13 protein-coding genes are annotated in these 17,054 nt (G+C 69.6%); 5 read left to right on the top strand and 8 right to left on the bottom strand.

Annotation, left to right across the window (positions count from 1 at the left end; translation table 11 throughout):
• The first annotated feature begins 146 nt into the window (after positions 1 to 146).
• Positions 147 to 1,214 (top strand): septation protein SepH, encoded by a 1,068-nt coding sequence (gene sepH, locus ABD708_RS06280; RefSeq protein WP_344752434.1) that lies wholly within the window; start codon positions 147 to 149, stop codon positions 1,212 to 1,214.
• 2 nt (positions 1,215 to 1,216) lie between these two features.
• On the opposite strand, the gene ABD708_RS06275 is transcribed toward sepH, so the two are convergent.
• Positions 1,217 to 2,362 (bottom strand): alkaline phosphatase family protein, encoded by a 1,146-nt coding sequence (locus tag ABD708_RS06275; protein WP_344752433.1) that lies wholly within the window; start codon positions 2,360 to 2,362, stop codon positions 1,217 to 1,219.
• A gap of 34 nt (positions 2,363 to 2,396) precedes the next feature.
• Between ABD708_RS06275 and ABD708_RS06270 the strand changes: the two genes are divergently transcribed.
• On the top strand, positions 2,397 to 4,922 hold the full coding sequence (locus ABD708_RS06270) for a DNA gyrase/topoisomerase IV subunit A (RefSeq protein ID WP_344752432.1): 2,526 nt from the start codon (positions 2,397 to 2,399) through the stop codon (positions 4,920 to 4,922).
• A gap of 83 nt (positions 4,923 to 5,005) precedes the next feature.
• Here ABD708_RS06270 and ABD708_RS06265 read toward each other — a convergent pair whose 3' ends face one another.
• Positions 5,006 to 7,093 carry a DNA gyrase/topoisomerase IV subunit B gene (locus ABD708_RS06265; protein ID WP_344752431.1) on the bottom strand — a complete coding sequence of 696 codons (2,088 nt, stop codon included), beginning with the start codon at positions 7,091 to 7,093 and terminating at the stop codon, positions 5,006 to 5,008.
• Positions 7,094 to 7,254: 161 nt separating this feature from the next.
• On the opposite strand from ABD708_RS06265, the gene ABD708_RS06260 reads away from it, so the two are divergent.
• Complete coding sequence (locus ABD708_RS06260; protein WP_344752430.1) at positions 7,255 to 7,482, top strand: DUF7455 domain-containing protein; 228 nt, start codon at positions 7,255 to 7,257, stop codon at positions 7,480 to 7,482.
• 67 nt (positions 7,483 to 7,549) lie between these two features.
• Here ABD708_RS06260 and ABD708_RS06255 read toward each other — a convergent pair whose 3' ends face one another.
• The 6 genes from ABD708_RS06255 to ABD708_RS06230 all read right to left on the bottom strand — a co-directional run bounded on the left by ABD708_RS06255 (position 7,550) and on the right by ABD708_RS06230 (position 14,065).
• Positions 7,550 to 8,290, bottom strand: a complete 741-nt coding sequence (locus ABD708_RS06255; protein ID WP_344752429.1) for a hypothetical protein — start codon at positions 8,288 to 8,290, stop codon at positions 7,550 to 7,552.
• Positions 8,283 to 9,629 carry a MurT ligase domain-containing protein gene (locus ABD708_RS06250; RefSeq protein ID WP_344752428.1) on the bottom strand — a complete coding sequence of 449 codons (1,347 nt, stop codon included), beginning with the start codon at positions 9,627 to 9,629 and terminating at the stop codon, positions 8,283 to 8,285. Before ABD708_RS06250 ends, ABD708_RS06255 begins: the two co-directional genes overlap by 8 nt.
• Positions 9,626 to 10,345, bottom strand: a complete 720-nt coding sequence (locus ABD708_RS06245) for a hypothetical protein (protein WP_344752427.1) — start codon at positions 10,343 to 10,345, stop codon at positions 9,626 to 9,628. The genes ABD708_RS06250 and ABD708_RS06245 overlap by 4 nt, the downstream gene beginning before the upstream one ends.
• 9 nt (positions 10,346 to 10,354) lie before the next feature.
• Positions 10,355 to 11,662, bottom strand: coding sequence for an RNA polymerase sigma factor (locus ABD708_RS06240; protein ID WP_344752426.1), 1,308 nt, complete (start codon positions 11,660 to 11,662; stop codon positions 10,355 to 10,357).
• 147 nt (positions 11,663 to 11,809) lie between these two features.
• On the bottom strand, positions 11,810 to 13,129 hold the full coding sequence (locus tag ABD708_RS06235) for an MFS transporter (RefSeq protein ID WP_344752425.1): 1,320 nt from the start codon (positions 13,127 to 13,129) through the stop codon (positions 11,810 to 11,812).
• A complete protein-coding gene (locus tag ABD708_RS06230; protein ID WP_344752424.1) occupies positions 13,130 to 14,065 on the bottom strand; it encodes a proteasome assembly chaperone family protein in 936 nt (311 codons plus the stop codon). It abuts the gene before it with no gap.
• Positions 14,066 to 14,160: 95 nt separating this feature from the next.
• Here ABD708_RS06230 and ABD708_RS06225 point away from each other — a divergent pair, with 95 nt between their 5' ends.
• The gene (locus tag ABD708_RS06225; protein ID WP_344752423.1) at positions 14,161 to 15,657 is read left to right on the top strand and encodes a leucyl aminopeptidase; all 1,497 of its coding nucleotides are present in this window, start codon (positions 14,161 to 14,163) and stop codon (positions 15,655 to 15,657) included.
• Positions 15,658 to 15,667: 10 nt separating this feature from the next.
• Complete coding sequence (gene lpdA, locus ABD708_RS06220; protein WP_344752422.1) at positions 15,668 to 17,050, top strand: dihydrolipoyl dehydrogenase; 1,383 nt, start codon at positions 15,668 to 15,670, stop codon at positions 17,048 to 17,050.
• Positions 17,051 to 17,054 lie beyond the last annotated feature (4 nt).

Below are 17,054 nucleotides of genomic sequence, written 5' to 3'. Positions count from 1 at the left end.
CACGCATCGGGGATTATCAAACCGATTCGAGTAGTACCCCGACGCTGCCCGGGGAAACTCGCGGCACGCCCGCGTTATTCCCGGGCGGCGCCTGTTCCGCATGGCATCCTGACGAAGTCCCGGAGGCTGGGGAAGGCGAAGATCTCATGCAGGAATTGAAGGTCATCGGCGTCGAGGAAGGCGCCATGATCGCCGCGAGCAACGACGGCGATCGATACCGCATTGCGATCGACGAGGTCGCGCTCACCAAGCTGCGCCGCCTGAAGGTCGAACAGCAGGACACCGGGGTGCGCATCTCGCCGCGCGAGATCCAGGCGCATATCAGGGGCGGGCTGTCGGCTGAGGACGTCGCCGAGCTGACAGGGGCGTCCCTCGAGTACGTGCAGCGCTTCGAAGGCCCGATCATCGCCGAGCGCGAGCACATCGTCGCCCAGGCGCTCGCGGTGCCGGTGCGCATCGCTGCCGACGTCGACGTGCTCAGCGAGAACGCGACCTTCGGCACCGCCATCCGAGACCGCCTCGCGGCGCTCGGCGCGAGCGGCGAGCGGTGGGCGAGCTGGCGCGAGGACGAGACCGGATGGGTCGTCAAGCTCACCTTCACCGCCGACGACATCGAGCACGACGCCCGCTGGACGTACGAGCCCCGCAAGGCGCATCTCGCGCCGGCCAACGCCGAGGCGAGCACGCTGTCGCAGCACGGCGAGCTGCCGCCCGCCGGCTTGATCCCGCGGCTGCGCGCCGTTCCCCTCGAGCCGGACGAATCGCGCTTCGACTCCGGTCAGTTCGAGTTCGTCGAGCCCCGCCGGCCCGAAGCCGCCCCCGCGGCCGCTGCGCCCGCCGTGCCGGCGCAGTCGCACGCCCCCACGATCCCGGCAGGCGCGATCAAGCGCGCCACCGACGACCAGGCCCGCGACGTGCACAACACGGCCGACCTGCTCGAGGCGCTGCGCCGTCGCCGCGGTGAGCGTGAGGCGTCCGCCCGCGACTCGCAGCCCATCGAGCTCGAGCTGCCGGCACCCGAAGACGGAGCCGAGGCGCCCCAGACGCATGACGAGCACCCCTCCGGCCCCATCGCGGTGACCGCGGGCGGCTTCGCGCCGCGCGAGACCGGCCCGGTCGGCGTGCGCGGCTCGTCGAAGCGCGGCCGCGCGTCGATGCCCAGCTGGGACGAGATCGTCTTCGGCGCGCGCGGGGACGACGACACCTCGGCCTGACGCTAGGCGGCGAACGCTCCGAAACCGATCAGCGGCACCCTGACCTCGTCGGGACTGAACGAGCCGTGCTGGCCCACCATCGACCAGTTGCCCTCGTTGGTGCTGCGGGCGTCGTAGTAGGCGATCTGCGCGCGTGCGGCGACGAGCATGTCGCCGATGCGCGGCAGGACCTCGTCGTCCACACCGTCGGGGCCGAACCAGCCCGCGGCGATCGCCTCGTCCCTCGTCGCGATCCAGGCGCGGTCGCCCTCGGCCTCGTGCCACAGCTGTGCGAGTCGCTCGACATCGCCAGCACTGGCGCCCGGCTCGAGGTGCAGCTGCACGCAGCGGTAATCGCCCGCGACGTGCCGCACCCCGGCGACGAGCTCCGGCTCGCGATCGAAGAAGATCTTGCCGGCAGGAGCGATGTCGACCATGCCGTGATCCGCCGTGAGCAGAGCGCCGTGGTTCCTGCCGAGGCCGCGCTCGAGCTGTGCCATGCCGGCGTCCAGCTCCTCGAGGGCCGCCGTCCACTCCGGCGACTGCCAGCCGTACTGGTGGGCCGCCATGTCGAGCTCGGGAACGTAGACGAACACCACCGCGCGACCAGCGCGGGCGAGCGAGATCGCGGCGGACATCCGATCGGCGATCGAGCGAGCGGGAAGGTATTCCGCGCCGCGGTGCACGGCCTGCGTGAGCCGCGTGCTCGCATAGCGGCCGTTGCCGACGAGATATGAGCGGATGCCTGCGGCGGCGTGCGTCTCGAACAGGGTGGGCACCCGCTGCCACACGACGGGGTCCGGGCCTGAGCGCCACCCGCTCAGGTGGTTGAACACGCGGTCGGCGACGGGGTCGACGACCTCGTAGCCCGTGATGCCGTGCTGCCCGGGATAGGCGCCGGTGCAGAGGGTCGCCAGGGCGGCGGCCGTCGTCGTCGGGAATCCGCTCTCGATCGTCGTCGTGCGGTTCAGCCGAGGCGCGATCGTGCGCGCGTGGCCCGCGCGGGCTTTGAGCGGCAGGGCTCCGAGGCCATCGGCGAGCACCACGACAGCGGCGTCGACGGCAGGCAGCGGCAGTTGCGGAGCGCCGCGCTCGACGGCCGCGAAGCAACTCGCGAGGACGGCGGCGAGGCTCACGGATTGCGAATACGCGTTCGGTAGAGTCGCCATGGCTTTCAGTGTGCCAGAGACGCAGAAAGAGCAGATGAGCCCAGCAGATCGCACTCCCCCCGCCGACATTGTGGAACGGATCGAAGACGTCGACGTCTCGACCGAGATGCAGGGCTCGTATCTGGAGTACGCCTACTCGGTCATCTACGCCCGCGCGCTGCCCGATGCGCGTGACGGGCTCAAGCCCGTGCAGCGCCGCATCCTCTACATGATGAGCGAGATGGGGCTGCGCCCCGATCGCGGCCACGTGAAGTCCGCGCGTGTCACCGGCGAGGTGATGGGCAAGCTGCACCCGCACGGCGACGGCGCGATCTACGACGCGCTCGTGCGCATGGCGCAGGACTTCACGCTGCGGGTGCCGCTCATCGACGGCCACGGCAATTTCGGCTCGCTCGATGACGGGCCGGCCGCCGCGCGATACACGGAGGCGCGGCTCGCGGCCGTCTCCCTCGAGATGACGGCCGACATCGACGAGGACACCGTCGACTTCCAGCCGAACTACGACTCGTCGCAGCAGGAGCCCGCCGTGCTCCCCTCGGCGATCCCCAACCTGCTCGTCAACGGGGCGAGCGGCATCGCGGTCGGCATGGCGACCAACATGGCGCCGCACAACCTGATCGAGGTCGTGGGGGCCGCGAAGCATCTGCTGGAGAATCCGGATGCCTCGCTCGACGACCTCATGGCCTACGTTCCCGGCCCCGACCTGCCGGGCGGTGGCACGATCGTCGGCCTCGCCGGCATCCGCGAGGCCTATGAGAGCGGCCGCGGCACCTTCCGCACCCGCGCCAAGGTGCGGGTCGAGCAGATCACGGCCCGCAAGACGGGCCTCGTCATCACCGAGCTGCCCTATCTCGTCGGCCCCGAGAAGGTCATCGACCGCATCAAGGACGGCGTCAGCAGCAAGAAGCTGCAGGGCATCTCCGACGTCACCGACCTCACCGACCGGCAGCACGGCCTGCGCCTCGTCATCGGCATCAAGACGGGGTTCAACCCCGAGGCGGTGCTCGAGCAGCTCTACAAGCACACGCCGCTCGAAGACGGCTTCGCGATCAACAACGTCGCCCTCGTCGACGGCGGTCCGCAGACCCTCGGCCTGCGCGAGCTGCTGCGCGTCTATCTAGACCACCGCATCGAGGTCGTCACCCGGCGCTCCCGCTTCCGCCTGGCGCGCCGACAGGAGCGCCTGCACCTCGTCGAGGGCCTGCTGATCGCGATCCTCGACATCGACGAGGTGATCCAGGTCATCAGGACCTCTGACGACTCCGCCGAGGCATCCGCCCGCCTGCAGAGCGTCTTCGACCTGTCCCAGCTGCAGGCCGAGTACATCCTCGAGCTGCGCCTCAGGCGGCTCACCAAGTTCAGCCGCATCGAGCTCGAGACCGAGAAGGCCCAGCTGGAGGCCGAGATCGCCGAGCTCGAGGCGATCCTCGCGTCGCCGGCCCGCATCCGCGGCGTCGTCGCCGATGAGCTCGATGACGTCGCAGAGCGCTTCGGCACCCCGCGTCGCACCCTGCTCACCGAGGCGAAGCCCTCGATCGCCGCGGTCGGCTCGAAGAAGTCAGCGACCTTCTCGGGCCCCGCACTCGAGATCGCGGACTCCCCCGCCCTCGTCTACCTGTCGACGACCGGCCGCACCGTGCGCGTCGACCTGGCAGAGGGCGCGCCGGCACCCGCGCTGGCGCCGCGCCGCTCGAAGCACGACGCGCTCCTGTCGACCCTCGTGACGACCGCACGGGCCGAGATCGGCGCCGTCACGAACCACGGCCGCCTCATCCGCTTCTCCCCCGTCGACCTGCCGGTCGTGCCGGTGAACTCGATCCACCTGGCGGCGGGCGCGCGCATCGCGGAATACCTCGGAGGACTCGGCAAGAGCGAGCGCGTGCTCGGCCTCGTGTCGCTCGCTGCGGACGCCGCGCCGATCGCCCTCGGCACCGCGCAGGGCGTCGTGAAGCGGGTCGCGCCGGGCAGCTGGCCGAACCGGCCCGACGTCGAGATCATCGGTCTCAAGGCCGGCGACGAGCTCGTCGGCGTCGCCCATGCGGCGGACGACCGCGAGCTCGTCTTCGTCGCGTCGGACGCCCAGCTGCTGCACTTCTCCGCCTCCGCCGTGCGCCCTCAGGGTGCGGCGGCGGGCGGCATGGCAGGGATCAACCTCGGCGCAGAGGCGAAGGCGATCGGATTCTTCGTCGTCGACCCCGCTGCAGAGAACGTCGTCGTCACGGTCTCGGTGCCGCTCGCGACGTTGCCCGGCACCGACCCCGGCCGCGGCAAGGTGTCCGCCTTCGGCGAGTTCCCGGGCAAGGGGCGCGCGACCGGCGGCGTGCGCGCGCACGCGTTCCTCAAGGGCGAGGGCATGCTCTCGCTCGCCTGGGTCGGCCCGCAGCCTGCGCGCGCGGTGGCCTCCGACGGCGCGGCGCGCGAGCTGCCCGAGACGCTCGCGAAGCGCGACGCGAGCGGTGTCCCGCTCGACAACGTCGTGGCGAGCGTCGGCGCGGCGGTGGGGGCTGAGCGGCTGCCGGTTTCGGCTGGAGAGGCGTCCGACCCCGAAGCGCTCTTCTAAGGGAAGGGATTTCGACACGCTCCCGGCGTGTCGTGCGCGACATGCCGACGCGAGCGCCGAGTCCCTTCCCGAAGGAACGGCGCCTACGCGTCGATACGGTCGCGGGAGAGCTGGTCGGAGCCCGCGATGATGAACTCCTTGCGAGGCGCGACCTCGTTGCCCATGAGCATCTCGAACACCTTCGCGGCCTGCTCGGCGTCCGAGACGCGCACGCGGCGCAGCATCCGATGCGCCCGGTCCATCGTCGTCGATGCGAGCTGGTCGGCGTCCATCTCGCCTAGCCCCTTGTAGCGCTGGATCGGGTCTTTCCACCCGATGTTGCGCTTCTTGAGGTCGGCGAGCACGGCGTGCAGCTCCTTCTCGGAGTAGGTGTAGATCGTCTCCGACGCGCGCGAGCCGCGGCCCACGGTCTGCACCCGGTGCAGCGGCGGCACGGCGGCGAACACGCGCCCCTGCTCGACCATCGGCCGCATGTAGCGGAAGAACAGCGTCAGCAGCAGGGTGCGGATGTGCGCGCCGTCGACGTCGGCGTCTGACATGATGATGACCTTGCCATAGCGCGCCGCGTCGAGGTCGAAGGTGCGGCCTGAGCCCGCGCCGATCACCTGGATGATGGCCGCGCACTCGGCGTTCGACAGCATGTCCGAGATGGATGCCCGCTGCACGTTGAGGATCTTCCCGCGGATCGGCAGCAGCGCCTGGTACTCGCTGTCGCGCCCGCGCCGCGCCGTGCCGAGGGCCGAGTCGCCCTCGACGATGAACAGCTCGGTCTGCGCGACGTCCGTCGAGCGGCAGTCGACCAGTTTCGCAGGCAGCGTCGACGACTCCAGCGCGTTCTTGCGGCGCTGCGTCTCCTTATGGGCGCGCGCGGAGATGCGCGACTTCATCTCGGCGACGAGCTTGTCGAGCAGAACGGATGCCTGCGCCTTGTCGTCCCGCTTGGTGGAGCCGAACCGCTCGCCGAGTCCCTTGGCGAGCACATTGGCGACGATGTTGCGCACGGCAGGAGTGCCGAGCACCTCCTTCGTCTGGCCCTCGAACTGCGGCTCGGGCAGGCGCACGGTGAGCACGGCGGTCAGGCCGGCGAGCAGGTCGTCCTTCTCGAGCTTCTCGTTGGCGGAGATCTTGAGGCGGCGCGCGTTCTGCTCGAATTGGGCGCGGAAGAACTTCATCAGCCCCTGCTCGAAGCCGGTCTGGTGGCTGCCGCCCTTCGGCGTCGCGATGATGTTGACGAAGCTCTTCATCACGGTCTCGTAGCCGGTTCCCCAGCGCATCGCGATGTCGACCTCGCACGTGCGCTTGACCTCGGTCGGCACCATGTTGCCGTTCTCGCCCAGCACCGGGACCGTCTCGGTGAAGTGCCCCTCGCCGGTGATGCGCCAGGTATCGGTGACCGCCGCGTCGGGCGCGAGGTAGTCGGCGAACTGCGAGATGCCGCCGTCGAAGTGGAACTCCGCCTTCTCCCCCTCCGCGCTGCGCCGGTCGTCGATGACGATGCGCAGCCCCGGAACGAGGAACGCGGTCTGGCGGGCGCGGGCGATGAGCCCGTCAGGCTGGAAGGAGGCTTGCGGTGCGAAGATCTGCCGGTCGGCCCAATAACGGATGCGGGTACCCGTCTTGCCCTTCGCGACCTTGCCCGCGACGCGCAGCTCGCTGTTCTTGACGAAGGGCGTGAACGGCGCGTCGGGGGTCGGCGGCTTGCCTTTGTCGTCGAAGACGCCCGGCTCGCCGCGGTGGAAGCTCATCGCCCAGGTCTTGCCGTCGCGGTCGACCTCGACGTCGAGGCGCTCGCTCAGCGCGTTCACCACCGAGGCGCCGACGCCGTGCAAGCCGCCTGAGGCAGAGTAGGAACCTCCGCCGAACTTGCCGCCCGCGTGCAGCTTCGTGAAGACGACCTCGACGCCCGAGAGCCCGGTCTTGGGCTCGATGTCGACCGGGATGCCGCGCGCGCGATCACGCACCTCTACGCTGTCGTCCGGGTGCAGCACGACCTCGATCTCGTCGCCGTGCCCCGCGAGCGCCTCGTCGACGGAGTTGTCGATGATCTCCCACAGGCAGTGCATGAGGCCGCGCTCGTCGGTCGAGCCGATGTACATGCCCGGGCGCTTGCGCACCGCCTCGAGGCCCTCGAGGACGGACAGGTGTCTCGCAGAATAATCGGCACTTCCCACGTGTTCAAGACTACGAACCGCATGACCCATCAGACTGACGACACCCTGTCGGGGCCGCCGTACGCCGCGAGCGAAATGCGCGGCTCAAGGCAGGAATTGTCAGCAGAGCGTGTTTCACTGGGTACAACGACAAGCGGTTCGATACGTAGGAGGTACTCGTAATGTCGCTCAACACCACACCGACCGACGACCTCCGGGCAGAGCCGCAGCTGACCGCGGCCGACCGCTGTGACGCATGTGGCGCTCAGGCGTATGTGCGCGCCACGGTGAACGGCACCGAGCTGCTGTTCTGTGCGCACCACGCGAAGAAGCACCAGCAGAAGCTCGAGGCGATCGCCGAGAGCTGGCACGACGAGTCGGCACGACTCCTCGAGGACACGCGCGCGTAAGCCACCGGAAGAGACGTGAGGGGCCAGGCGGAAGCCTGGCCCCTTCTCTGTTCTGTCCTGTTCGGCGCTACTTGGCCGCGATGAACTTCCGGACGGCGTCGAGGGATGCCTTCTCGAGGTCCCATTCGCCCTCGAGGTCCCCCGGCAGCGGCCCGAGCAGCTCCTCCACGAGCGAGCGGGCGAGCCACGGGTTGCGCACGAAGGCGGGGCCGAGCAGGTTCGTCCACACGAGCTTGTCGTGGCGGGCGCCGTCGAAGCCGGTGTTCGTCAGCTTCGCCGTGTTGTCGAGGCCGAACAGCACCTTCGCGAACGGCTCCACCCCGGCATCCGTCGTCACTGCGATCGTCTTGACGTAGATGCCGGCGGCGACGGGGTGGGCGGTGCCCGGCGCGTACTCGATCAGGAAATCATCACCGTACACATGGCCGTCGGTCGGCCGCTCGACCGCATCGGCCGGCAGCAGCCCGAGCCCGTTGAAGCCCGGATGGGTCACCCGTGCGGTGGTGCGGGTGAACAGGGCGATGGTCGTGCCGAAGACGACGATGCGGCGAACGGATGCCAGGAAAGAGCGCAGCGCCTCGCCGTCGGCCGCGAGCGCCGTCAGCACGTCGAGGTCGCCCGAGCCGAAGACCGCGAGGTCGGCGGGAATCGGCTGCGAGACGTCTTCGATGCGGTTGAGCACGACGTCGAAGCCGAGCTGCTCCCCCAGGCGGTCGAGGGCCATGAGGTTGCCGCGGTCGCCGTTCAGCCAGAGCTGGTCGGGGAACATCCAGTTCACGGTCAAGGTCGGGCGGGCGGTGTCATTCATTGCTCATCGCCTTCCGGATGTCCTGGTAGTGGTGCAGCCACGTCAGCAGGTAGACGTCCTTCGAGGTCTCGGCGCGCAGCAGCTTCGCGATCTCGGCGGGGTCATCGGTGTCGAGCACGACGAGCTTCTCGCGCGGCACGCCCGCGTAGCGCAGGATGTTCGCGGTGTCGTAGGCGACGACGTGGCCCACGCAGAGGAACTTCTCCACGTTCGCGTCGGCGAGGCGCGAGAAGTCGACGTCGAAGCCGTACGCGGTGTTCGCGGTGGCGGGGCCCCACGCGTTCTCGACGATGTTGAGCGCGGCGATCACGGTCTTGGGTTTCGGGTCGCGACGGATGTTCTCGATCGCGAGCGCGAGCGTGTCGGGCGTCTCCTGCTTGAAGCGCGCGTAGTGCACGGTCTTGCCTGCCGTCGCGATGTCCTCGAGGCGCCCCTGGATGTTGACGAAGGAGTCGAAGGCGCGCGCGATCACCTCGGCGGAGATCCCGAGCTCCGTGGCGTAGGCGTACGCGAGCAGGTAGTCGTAGGCGAAATGCGCCGCCTTGTAGTGCATCGGGAAGTCACGGCCGCCGATGGTGATCGTTCCCGCCTCGAGGTCGAAGCCGTCGGCCTGGTAGTCGGGCACGGGCTTCGACGCGAAGCCGCATTTCGTGCAGTGGAAGCGCCCGATGCTCGGCATGTTGAGGGAGTCGAAGACGAGCTTGCCCGAGCAGACCGGGCACGGGCGCGCAATGGCGTAGCGGCCGGTCTCGGGTTCGAGCGTGTACGGATTCCGGGCGATGCCGTAGCTGCGCACGTTCTGCCACTTCGCGCCGATCGACGAGACGTCGGGGTCGTCGTTGTTGACGATCAGCGCCATGTCGGCGGTGATGATCTCGGAGATGCGGTCGCGGATGTAGTTGGGGCTCTGGTTGACCTGCGGCACGTCCTTCTGGACGTTGGTGAGCAGCAGGTGCTGCGGGTGGATGACGGGCACGATCTTCGAGAGCGCCTCTTCGGCGACCTCGAGCACGAGCACGTCGGCCTTCGAGCGGTTGAAGACGCTCGTGTAGCGCAGCAGGCTCGCGACGATGCCCGGCTGGTTGTTCGACTCGGTGTTGTACGCCACCTTCTTGCCCGAGGCGGCGAGCACCTGCTGCACGAGCGAGGTCGTCGTGGACTTCCCGTTGGTGCCCGTGATGAAGACGACCTCGGCCGGCTTGCGGATGTACTGCAGCACCGACGGCGAGATGCGATAGGCCAGGGCGCCCGGAATGTGGTAGCCGGGCCGGCCGATCGCGCGCAGGCCGGTCAGCGCTGCCTTGCCGACGAGGAATGCAAAGGCATCCCTCGCGCTCATGCAAACACTCCCTTGACCAGCACGAACGGGGTCTGCTGGTGGCCCTGGCCGAAGGGGTTGTCGCGCACGAGGTCGTGCAGCTCGTTCTTCGTCTTCTGCGCCAGCAGCGACTTGGAGATGGCGAGGATGCTGCCGCCGAAGTCGTTGATGTCGGTGATGACGAGCGGGATGCCGAGCTTGACGAGCACCTCGTCGGAGAGCTCCTGCGCGTTGTCGGGCAGCGGGATGCCCTGGCGGTGGAACTCGTCGGGGTCGCCGTAGTCGTCGCCCAGGCCGTCGATGCCCACGACCTTCGGGCCCGTGACGACGTAGAACCAGCCCTTCCGGCGGAAGATGACCTTGCCGATCACGGCCGCGGCGGCGCCGAGCAGGATGCGGGGCACGCCGACCGTGTCGATCGCGTACTGCATCTTGAGCGGAACGCCCACCCCTGCGCCCTTCTGCAGGTCGGCATCGACCTTGGACGACAGCCAGCGCGCGAGCGGAGTGACCTTAATGGTGTCGGGGTCGATGACGTTACCGCTCGCGATCGACACGATCTTCGACGCGGAGAACAGCACGTCGCCGCGCTCGAAGTGCGGCAGCACGTACTGCTCGATGAGGCCGAGATACGACTCGTTCGGCGTGATGAAGCGGGTCTTGATCGTGTGCCGGGGGTAGCTGACGCCGTTCACGACGACGTCGATCTGCTTGCCCTCGTTCGCGAAGAGTTCCATCCGTTGTGTCTACTCCAGGTAGTCGCGCAGCGACTGCGACCGCGAGGGGTGACGCAGTTTGGCCATGGTCTTGGACTCGATCTGACGGATGCGCTCGCGCGTCACGCCGAAGGTGTCGCCGATCTGGTCGAGCGTCTTCGGCTGGCCGTCGCCGAGGCCGAAGCGCATGCGGATCACGCCCGCCTCGCGCTCGGAGAGCGAGTCGAGCAGGCTCTCGAGTTGCTTCTGCAGCATCGTGAAGCCCACCGCGTCGGCCGGGACGACCGCCTCGGTGTCCTCGATGAGGTCACCGAACTCGCTGTCGCCGTCCTCGCCGAGGGGCGTGTGCAGCGAGATGGGCTCGCGGCCGTACTTCTGCACCTCGACGACCTTCTCAGGGGTCATGTCGAGCTCGCGGCTCAGCTCCTCCGGCGTGGGCTCGCGGCCCAGGTCCTGCAGCATCTGGCGCTGCACGCGGGCGAGCTTGTTGATGACCTCGACCATGTGCACCGGGATGCGGATGGTGCGGGCCTGGTCGGCCATGGCGCGGGTGATCGCCTGACGGATCCACCAGGTGGCATATGTCGAGAACTTGAAGCCCTTGGTGTAGTCGAACTTCTCCACGGCGCGGATGAGACCCAGGTTGCCTTCCTGGATGAGGTCGAGGAACTGCATGCCGCGGCCTGTGTAGCGCTTGGCGAGCGAGACGACGAGGCGCAGGTTCGCGCCCAGCAGGTGGCTCTTGGCGCGCTGGCCGTCACGGGCGACCCAGGAGAGCTCGCGACCCAGCTGGGTGCGCTTCTCCTTATCGTCCATGTGCGAGAGCTTCTCCTCGGCGAACAGGCCGGCCTCGATGCGCATCGCGAGCTCGACCTCCTGCTCGGCGTTGAGCAGCGCGACCTTGCCGATCTGCTTGAGGTAGTCCTTCACCGGGTCGGCCGTGGCGCCGGTGATCGTGGTCGAGTAGACGGGGACGTCGTCGTCCTCGTCGGCGGCGCGCAGCACGATCGCGCCCGTGGGCAGCGGCTCGGTCATCTCGGGAGCGGCCGGCTTCTCTTCGGACTCCTCGGTCTCCTCCGAGTCCTCGCCTTCCTCGGCAGCAGGCGCCGCCTCGGCGGTCTCGGTGTCGGCGACCTCGCCCTCGTCGAGCTCCTCGTCGAGCTCTTCCTCGTTCTCGGCCTCGTCGTTCGCCGCAGCCTTCTTCGTGCTGGTGCGCTTTGCGGCGCCGGCGGACTTCGCGGTCGAGGTCTTCTTCGCGGTGGCTGCGGTCTTCGCGGCGGGCTTCTTCTTCGTGGCAGTCTCGGTGGTCTCGGGCTCGGCAGTCTTCGTAGCAGCCATGGTCGTCACCTTCCGTCCGTTTCGCGGACATTACAAAGGCCCATGTCAAGTCCGGGTGGTGACGGCGTCGCTGTCATTCAGCTGGCGCCCCGCGAACATGAACGGGTCCTGAAGTTCAAGTATGACACAGGCCCGCGGTGGCGAGCGTCAGCCTCGCGCAGCCTTTCGACGAGCCCATGCGTCATTGAATGCAACCCAGATCGGGGCCACGCGTATTCCCTCCTCGTCCAGCATCCGCGCGCGTGTTCTGCGCCTGGCGCGCACGACGCCGACCAGCCCGACGGCCAGGATCACGAACACCACGAGGAATGCGACGCGGAACGAGGCGAGCGAATACAGCGGCTGCCCGAAGTGCGAGTTCGCGAGGTCGAGCAGCGAGCCGACGACGTAGATCATCACGAAGCTCGCGCTGAAGCCGCCGACGTTCACGACGCCGTTCGCCGACCCGAGGGCGTGCAGCGGGTTGGAGGTGCGGGCGAAGTCGAAGCCGATCGCCGAGCCGGGCCCGCCGATTCCCACGATCACGAGCATCGTGACGACCACCGCGAACGGCGGCTTGCCCGGCCAGAGCAGCATGACGGCCCAGATCAAGGCCATCGCCGCGACGACGAACAGGACGATGTTGGAGCGCCGCAGCGGGTGGCGGCCGGTGAGCACGCCCAGCACGGGGCCGACGATCATCCCGGCGATCACGGGCACGATCAGGAGAACGGATGCCTGGGAGCGCGGGTAGCCGAGACCGAAGACCAGATACGGCAGGCCCCACATCAGGGTGAACATCGTCATCGGGCTCATCGTGACGAAGTGCGACCAGAAGCCGAGCTGGGTGCCCGGTCGCCGCAGGCTCTCCCCCAGCTGCCGCAGGGACTGGGTCCAGCTCTCGGGCCTCGGCCCCTCCTGCGCATCGGCCGGGCGATCGACGACCAGGACGATCACGAGCACGATGCCGAGCACCACGAAGCCCGCGGCCGCGAGGAACGCGGGCGTCCACCCCTGCTCATGCAGGAGCGCTGCGAACGGCACGGCCGAGAGCACCTGGCCGAGCTGACCCGCGTTGCTCAGCCACTGCACGGCGATGGGAACGCGCGGGCCGGGGAACCAGGAGCTCACGAGCCGGATGACCGAGAGGAAGATGGTCGCGTCGCCCGCGCCGACGAGCACGCGGCCGACGATCGCGTCAACGACGTTCGGCGACAGCGCGACGACGATCTGCCCGATCGCCATCACGCTGAGGCCGCCGATCATCATGCGCCGCGGCCCCAGCCGGTCGAGCAGCACCCCGAAGGGGATCTGCGCTCCGGCGTAGACCACGAGCTGCAGCACCGCGAGCATCGACAGGATCGCGGCGTTCGCATGGAACCGCTCGGTCGCGCTGACCCCGGCGACGCCGATCGTGGTGCGCTGCGTGATCGCCACCAGATACGCGACGAGCCCGGTCGCATAGACCAGGGCTCCGCGGCGGCTCACTCAGTCAAGGCTATCGCCTGAGTCGTCCTGCCCATGACGGCGCTGGTGCGCCAGGAACTGCTCCAGCTCGGCGGCGATCTCGTCGGCGGTGGGCAGGCTGCCGGCATCCCCCATCCCCCGCTTCACGGGGTTGTCCTGCATATACGTGTCGTGACGCTCCTCGAGGGCGCCGACGAGCCGCTGGAGCTCGGCGTTGCCCTGCACCTGCTCGTTGATGTTCGCGATGAAGTCGCGGTCGTCGTCGCGCAGGAAGTCGGTGGGGAACACGAGACCGGTCGAGGCAGAGATGCCCTGCAGCGCCGCGATCAGGGCGGCCGGGTACTCGGTGTCGCCGAGGTAGTGGGGAACCAGGACGACGAGACCGGTGGTCAGGTGCTGCCGCTCGGTGAGCCGGAACTCGATCAGGTGCATCGCCGTGGCGGGCGCCTGAGTGCGCGGCCGCCACACCGAGAGCTGCTCGATCAGCTCGGTGTTGTTGCCGCTCACGGTCAGCGCGAGCGGGCGCGTGTGCGGCACGGGCATCGGGATCGCGTGCACCCACGTGGTGCTGGACACCTCGAGCGTCTCGATCAGGCCGACGACGGCCGCGCTGAACGCCTCCCACTCGAAGTCGGGCTCGTAGCCCTGCAGGAAGAGGAACGGGCGCCCGACCTCGTCATCGATGAGGTACAGGGCGAGCTTCGGCGGCCGGTAGTCCTCGAGGTGGTCGTGCTCGAAGGTGAAGGTGGGACGCCGGGCCCGGTAGTCGAGCAGGATGTCGTTGTCGAACTGCGCGAGCAGCTCATGATGCGGCAGGTTCTCGAGCAGGTACGCGCCCAGCTGCGAGACCGTGCTGCCGGCGTCGGCGAACCCCGTCAGGCCGGCGATCAGCGGCAACCCGGCCGGCACGTCCATGGCTGCGGCGGTGAGCTCGTACAGTTCGCGGGGGTTGCGCATTCTTCAACTGTAGGCGCGGGGTGCGCACGCCCCCTGGCACCCGGTCATGCCCAGAGCGAACAGGTGCGCTCGGCCCGCGCCGATAGGGTTTTCGCATGACCGCAGCTGAGCTCACGATCGTTCCTGAGGTGGCCGCAGCCGACGCCGAGATCCTGGTGTTCGCCGCGACGTCCGACAAGCCCGCCCCTGCCCTCGTCGCCCCCGAACTCGCTCCGGAGCTCGCCGAGGCGACCACCGCTCAGCTGCCGCTGATCGGCTTCGGCGGCGGGGCCGACGAGCTGGCCCGGCTGGTCGTCGACGGCCGCGCGGTAGCCGTCATCGGCGTCGGCACGGGCGTCACCGTCGACAGCCTGCGGGCGGCGGCCGGATCGGCGGTGAGGCAGCTCGCGGGTGCGGCATCCGTCGCCCTCGCCCTGACCGCCGATGACGGACTGCTCGCCCCCGTGCTGACCGGTGCGGCGCTCGGCGCGTACTCGTACGACGCCTACCGCTCGCCGAAGGCGTCTCAGAAGGCGCCGGTCGGGCGCATCCAGGTGGTGAGCGGTGAGACGGATGCCGCGGCCGCTGTCGCCCGCGCCTGCATCGAGGCCGACGCGGTGGCCCTCGTCAAGGACCTCTTCAACCAGCCGCCCCTCGACCTCTACCCGGAGACCTTCGTGCACGCCGCGCGCGAGGCCGTCGGCCACCTGCCCGTCGAGGTCCGGGTGTGGGACGAGCAGGAGCTCGCCGACGAGGGCTTCGGCGGCATCCTCGGCGTCGGCCAGGGCTCGAGCCGGCCGCCGCGCCTCGCGAAGCTGAGCTATGCGCCCGTCGGCGCGACGCAGCATCTCGCGCTCGTCGGAAAGGGCATCACCTTCGACTCGGGCGGCCTGTCGCTCAAGCCGCCGACCGGCATGATCGGCATGAAGGGCGACATGACGGGTGCGGCGGTGGCCCTCGCCGTGCTGCGCGCGGTCGCCGAGCTCGAACTGCCCGTGCGCGTGACGGCGTGGCTGTGCCTCGCCGAGAACATGCCGTCGGGCACCGCGATCCGCCCCGGCGACGTGCTGCGCATCCGCGGCGGCAAGACCGTCGAGGTGCTGAACACCGATGCGGAGGGCCGGCTCGTCATGGCGGATGGGCTCGTCGCCGCGAGCGAGGAACAGCCCGACCAGATCATCGACATCGCCACCCTGACGGGCGCGAAAGTCGTCGCCCTCGGCACGCGCTACTCGGCCGTCATGGGTGACGACGAGCTCGTCGACGGGCTGCGAACCGCCGCCGCCGAGGCGGGCGAGCCCCTGTGGCCGATGCCCCTGCCCGACGAGCTGCGGGCGACGATCAGCTCGACCATCGCCGACATCGCCAACGCGAACCCCGGCGTGCCGGCCGGCGGCATGCTGCTCGCCGGGGTCTTCCTGCGGGAGTTCGTCGGCACGGGCGACGGTGACGGCGGCCCGCGCATCCCGTGGGCGCACCTCGACATCGCCGGCTCGGAGGAGAACAAGGGCGGCGCCTATGGCTTCACCGGGAAGGGCGGCACCGGCGTCGCCGTGCGCCTGCTGCTGCGCCACGCGGAACGGCTCGCCGTGACCGAGCCCGCCGCGGGCTAGGGTCGGGAGCGTGGCAGACCACACCTTCGATCTCGTCGTCCTCGGCGGCGGCAGCGGGGGCTACGCGGCAGCATTGCGCGCCGCGGAATTGGGCTCGCGGGTCGCCCTTATCGAGAAGGACAAGCTCGGCGGCACCTGCCTGCATCGCGGCTGCATTCCGACGAAGGCGCTGCTGCACAGCGCCGAGGTGGCTGATTCTGCCCGCTCGGCCGAGAAGCACGGCGTGCTGCTCAGCTTCGAGGGCGTCGACCCCGAGCGGCTCGGCGCGTATCGCGACGGCGTCGTGGCACGCAAGTTCAAGGGGCTCGAGAGCCTGATCCGGGCCCGCGGCATCACGGTCGTCACCGGCGAAGGGCGCCTCGTCTCCCCCACGACGGTCGCCGTCGGCGACGACAGCTACACCGGCGCGAACGTCGTGCTCGCCACCGGCGCGACGGCGCGCACGCTGCCCGGCGTGCAGATCGGCGGCCGGATCGTCACGAGCGACGAGGCGCTGCGTCTCTCCAGCATCCCTGCCACGGTCGCGGTTCTCGGCGGTGGCGTGATCGGCGTCGAGTTCGCGAGCCTGTGGCGCTCGCTCGGCGCCGAGGTGACGATCGTCGAGGCGCTGCCGCACCTGCTCCCGGCCGAGGACGAGGCGATCAGCAAGGGCCTCGAGCGCGCGTTCCGCCGCCGCGAGATCGACTTCCGGCTCGGCGTGCCGCTGCGCGGCGTCGAGCAGACGGATGCCGGAGTGCGGCTCACCCTCGAGAACGGCGACGGCGTCGAGGCCGAGCTGCTGCTCGTCGCCGTGGGGCGCGCCCCCGTGACGGCCGGGCTGGGGCTGGAAGAGGCCGGCGTGCAGCTCGACCGCGGCTTCGTCGTCACGGACGAGCGGCTGCAGACCACCGTGCCTGGCGTGTACGCCGTCGGCGACATCGTCGCCGGCCCGCAGCTCGCCCACCGCGGCTTCCAGCAGGGCGTCTTCGTGGCAGAGGAGATCGCGGGCCTCGCCCCGCTCGCCGTCGACGACCTGCTCGTGCCGCGGATCGCGTACTGCGCGCCAGAGGTGGCGTCGGTCGGGCTGACCGAGGCTGCGGCGGTCGCGAAGTACGGTGAGGATTCCGTCGACGCGGTCTCGTCGTACGAGTACAGCCTCGCCGGGAACGCGCGCAGCGAGATCCTCGGCACGGGCGGCGTGGTCAAGGTCGTGCGCCTCGCGGACGGCCCCGTTGTCGGCATGCACCTGCTCGGCGCGCGCGTCGGCGAGCTGATCGGCGAAGCGCAGCTCGCCGTCGGCTGGGAGGCCCACCCTGAGGACGTGGCGCCCTTCATCCACGCCCATCCGACGCAGAACGAGGCACTCGGCGAGGCATTCCTGAAGCTCGCAGGCAAGCCGCTGCACGCGCTGTGAGCCA

Origin of the sequence: Gryllotalpicola koreensis, assembly GCF_039538185.1 — a bacterium.
GTDB lineage: Bacteria > Actinomycetota > Actinomycetes > Actinomycetales > Microbacteriaceae > Gryllotalpicola > Gryllotalpicola koreensis.
This window is presented reverse-complemented; position numbering and strand designations above follow the sequence as displayed.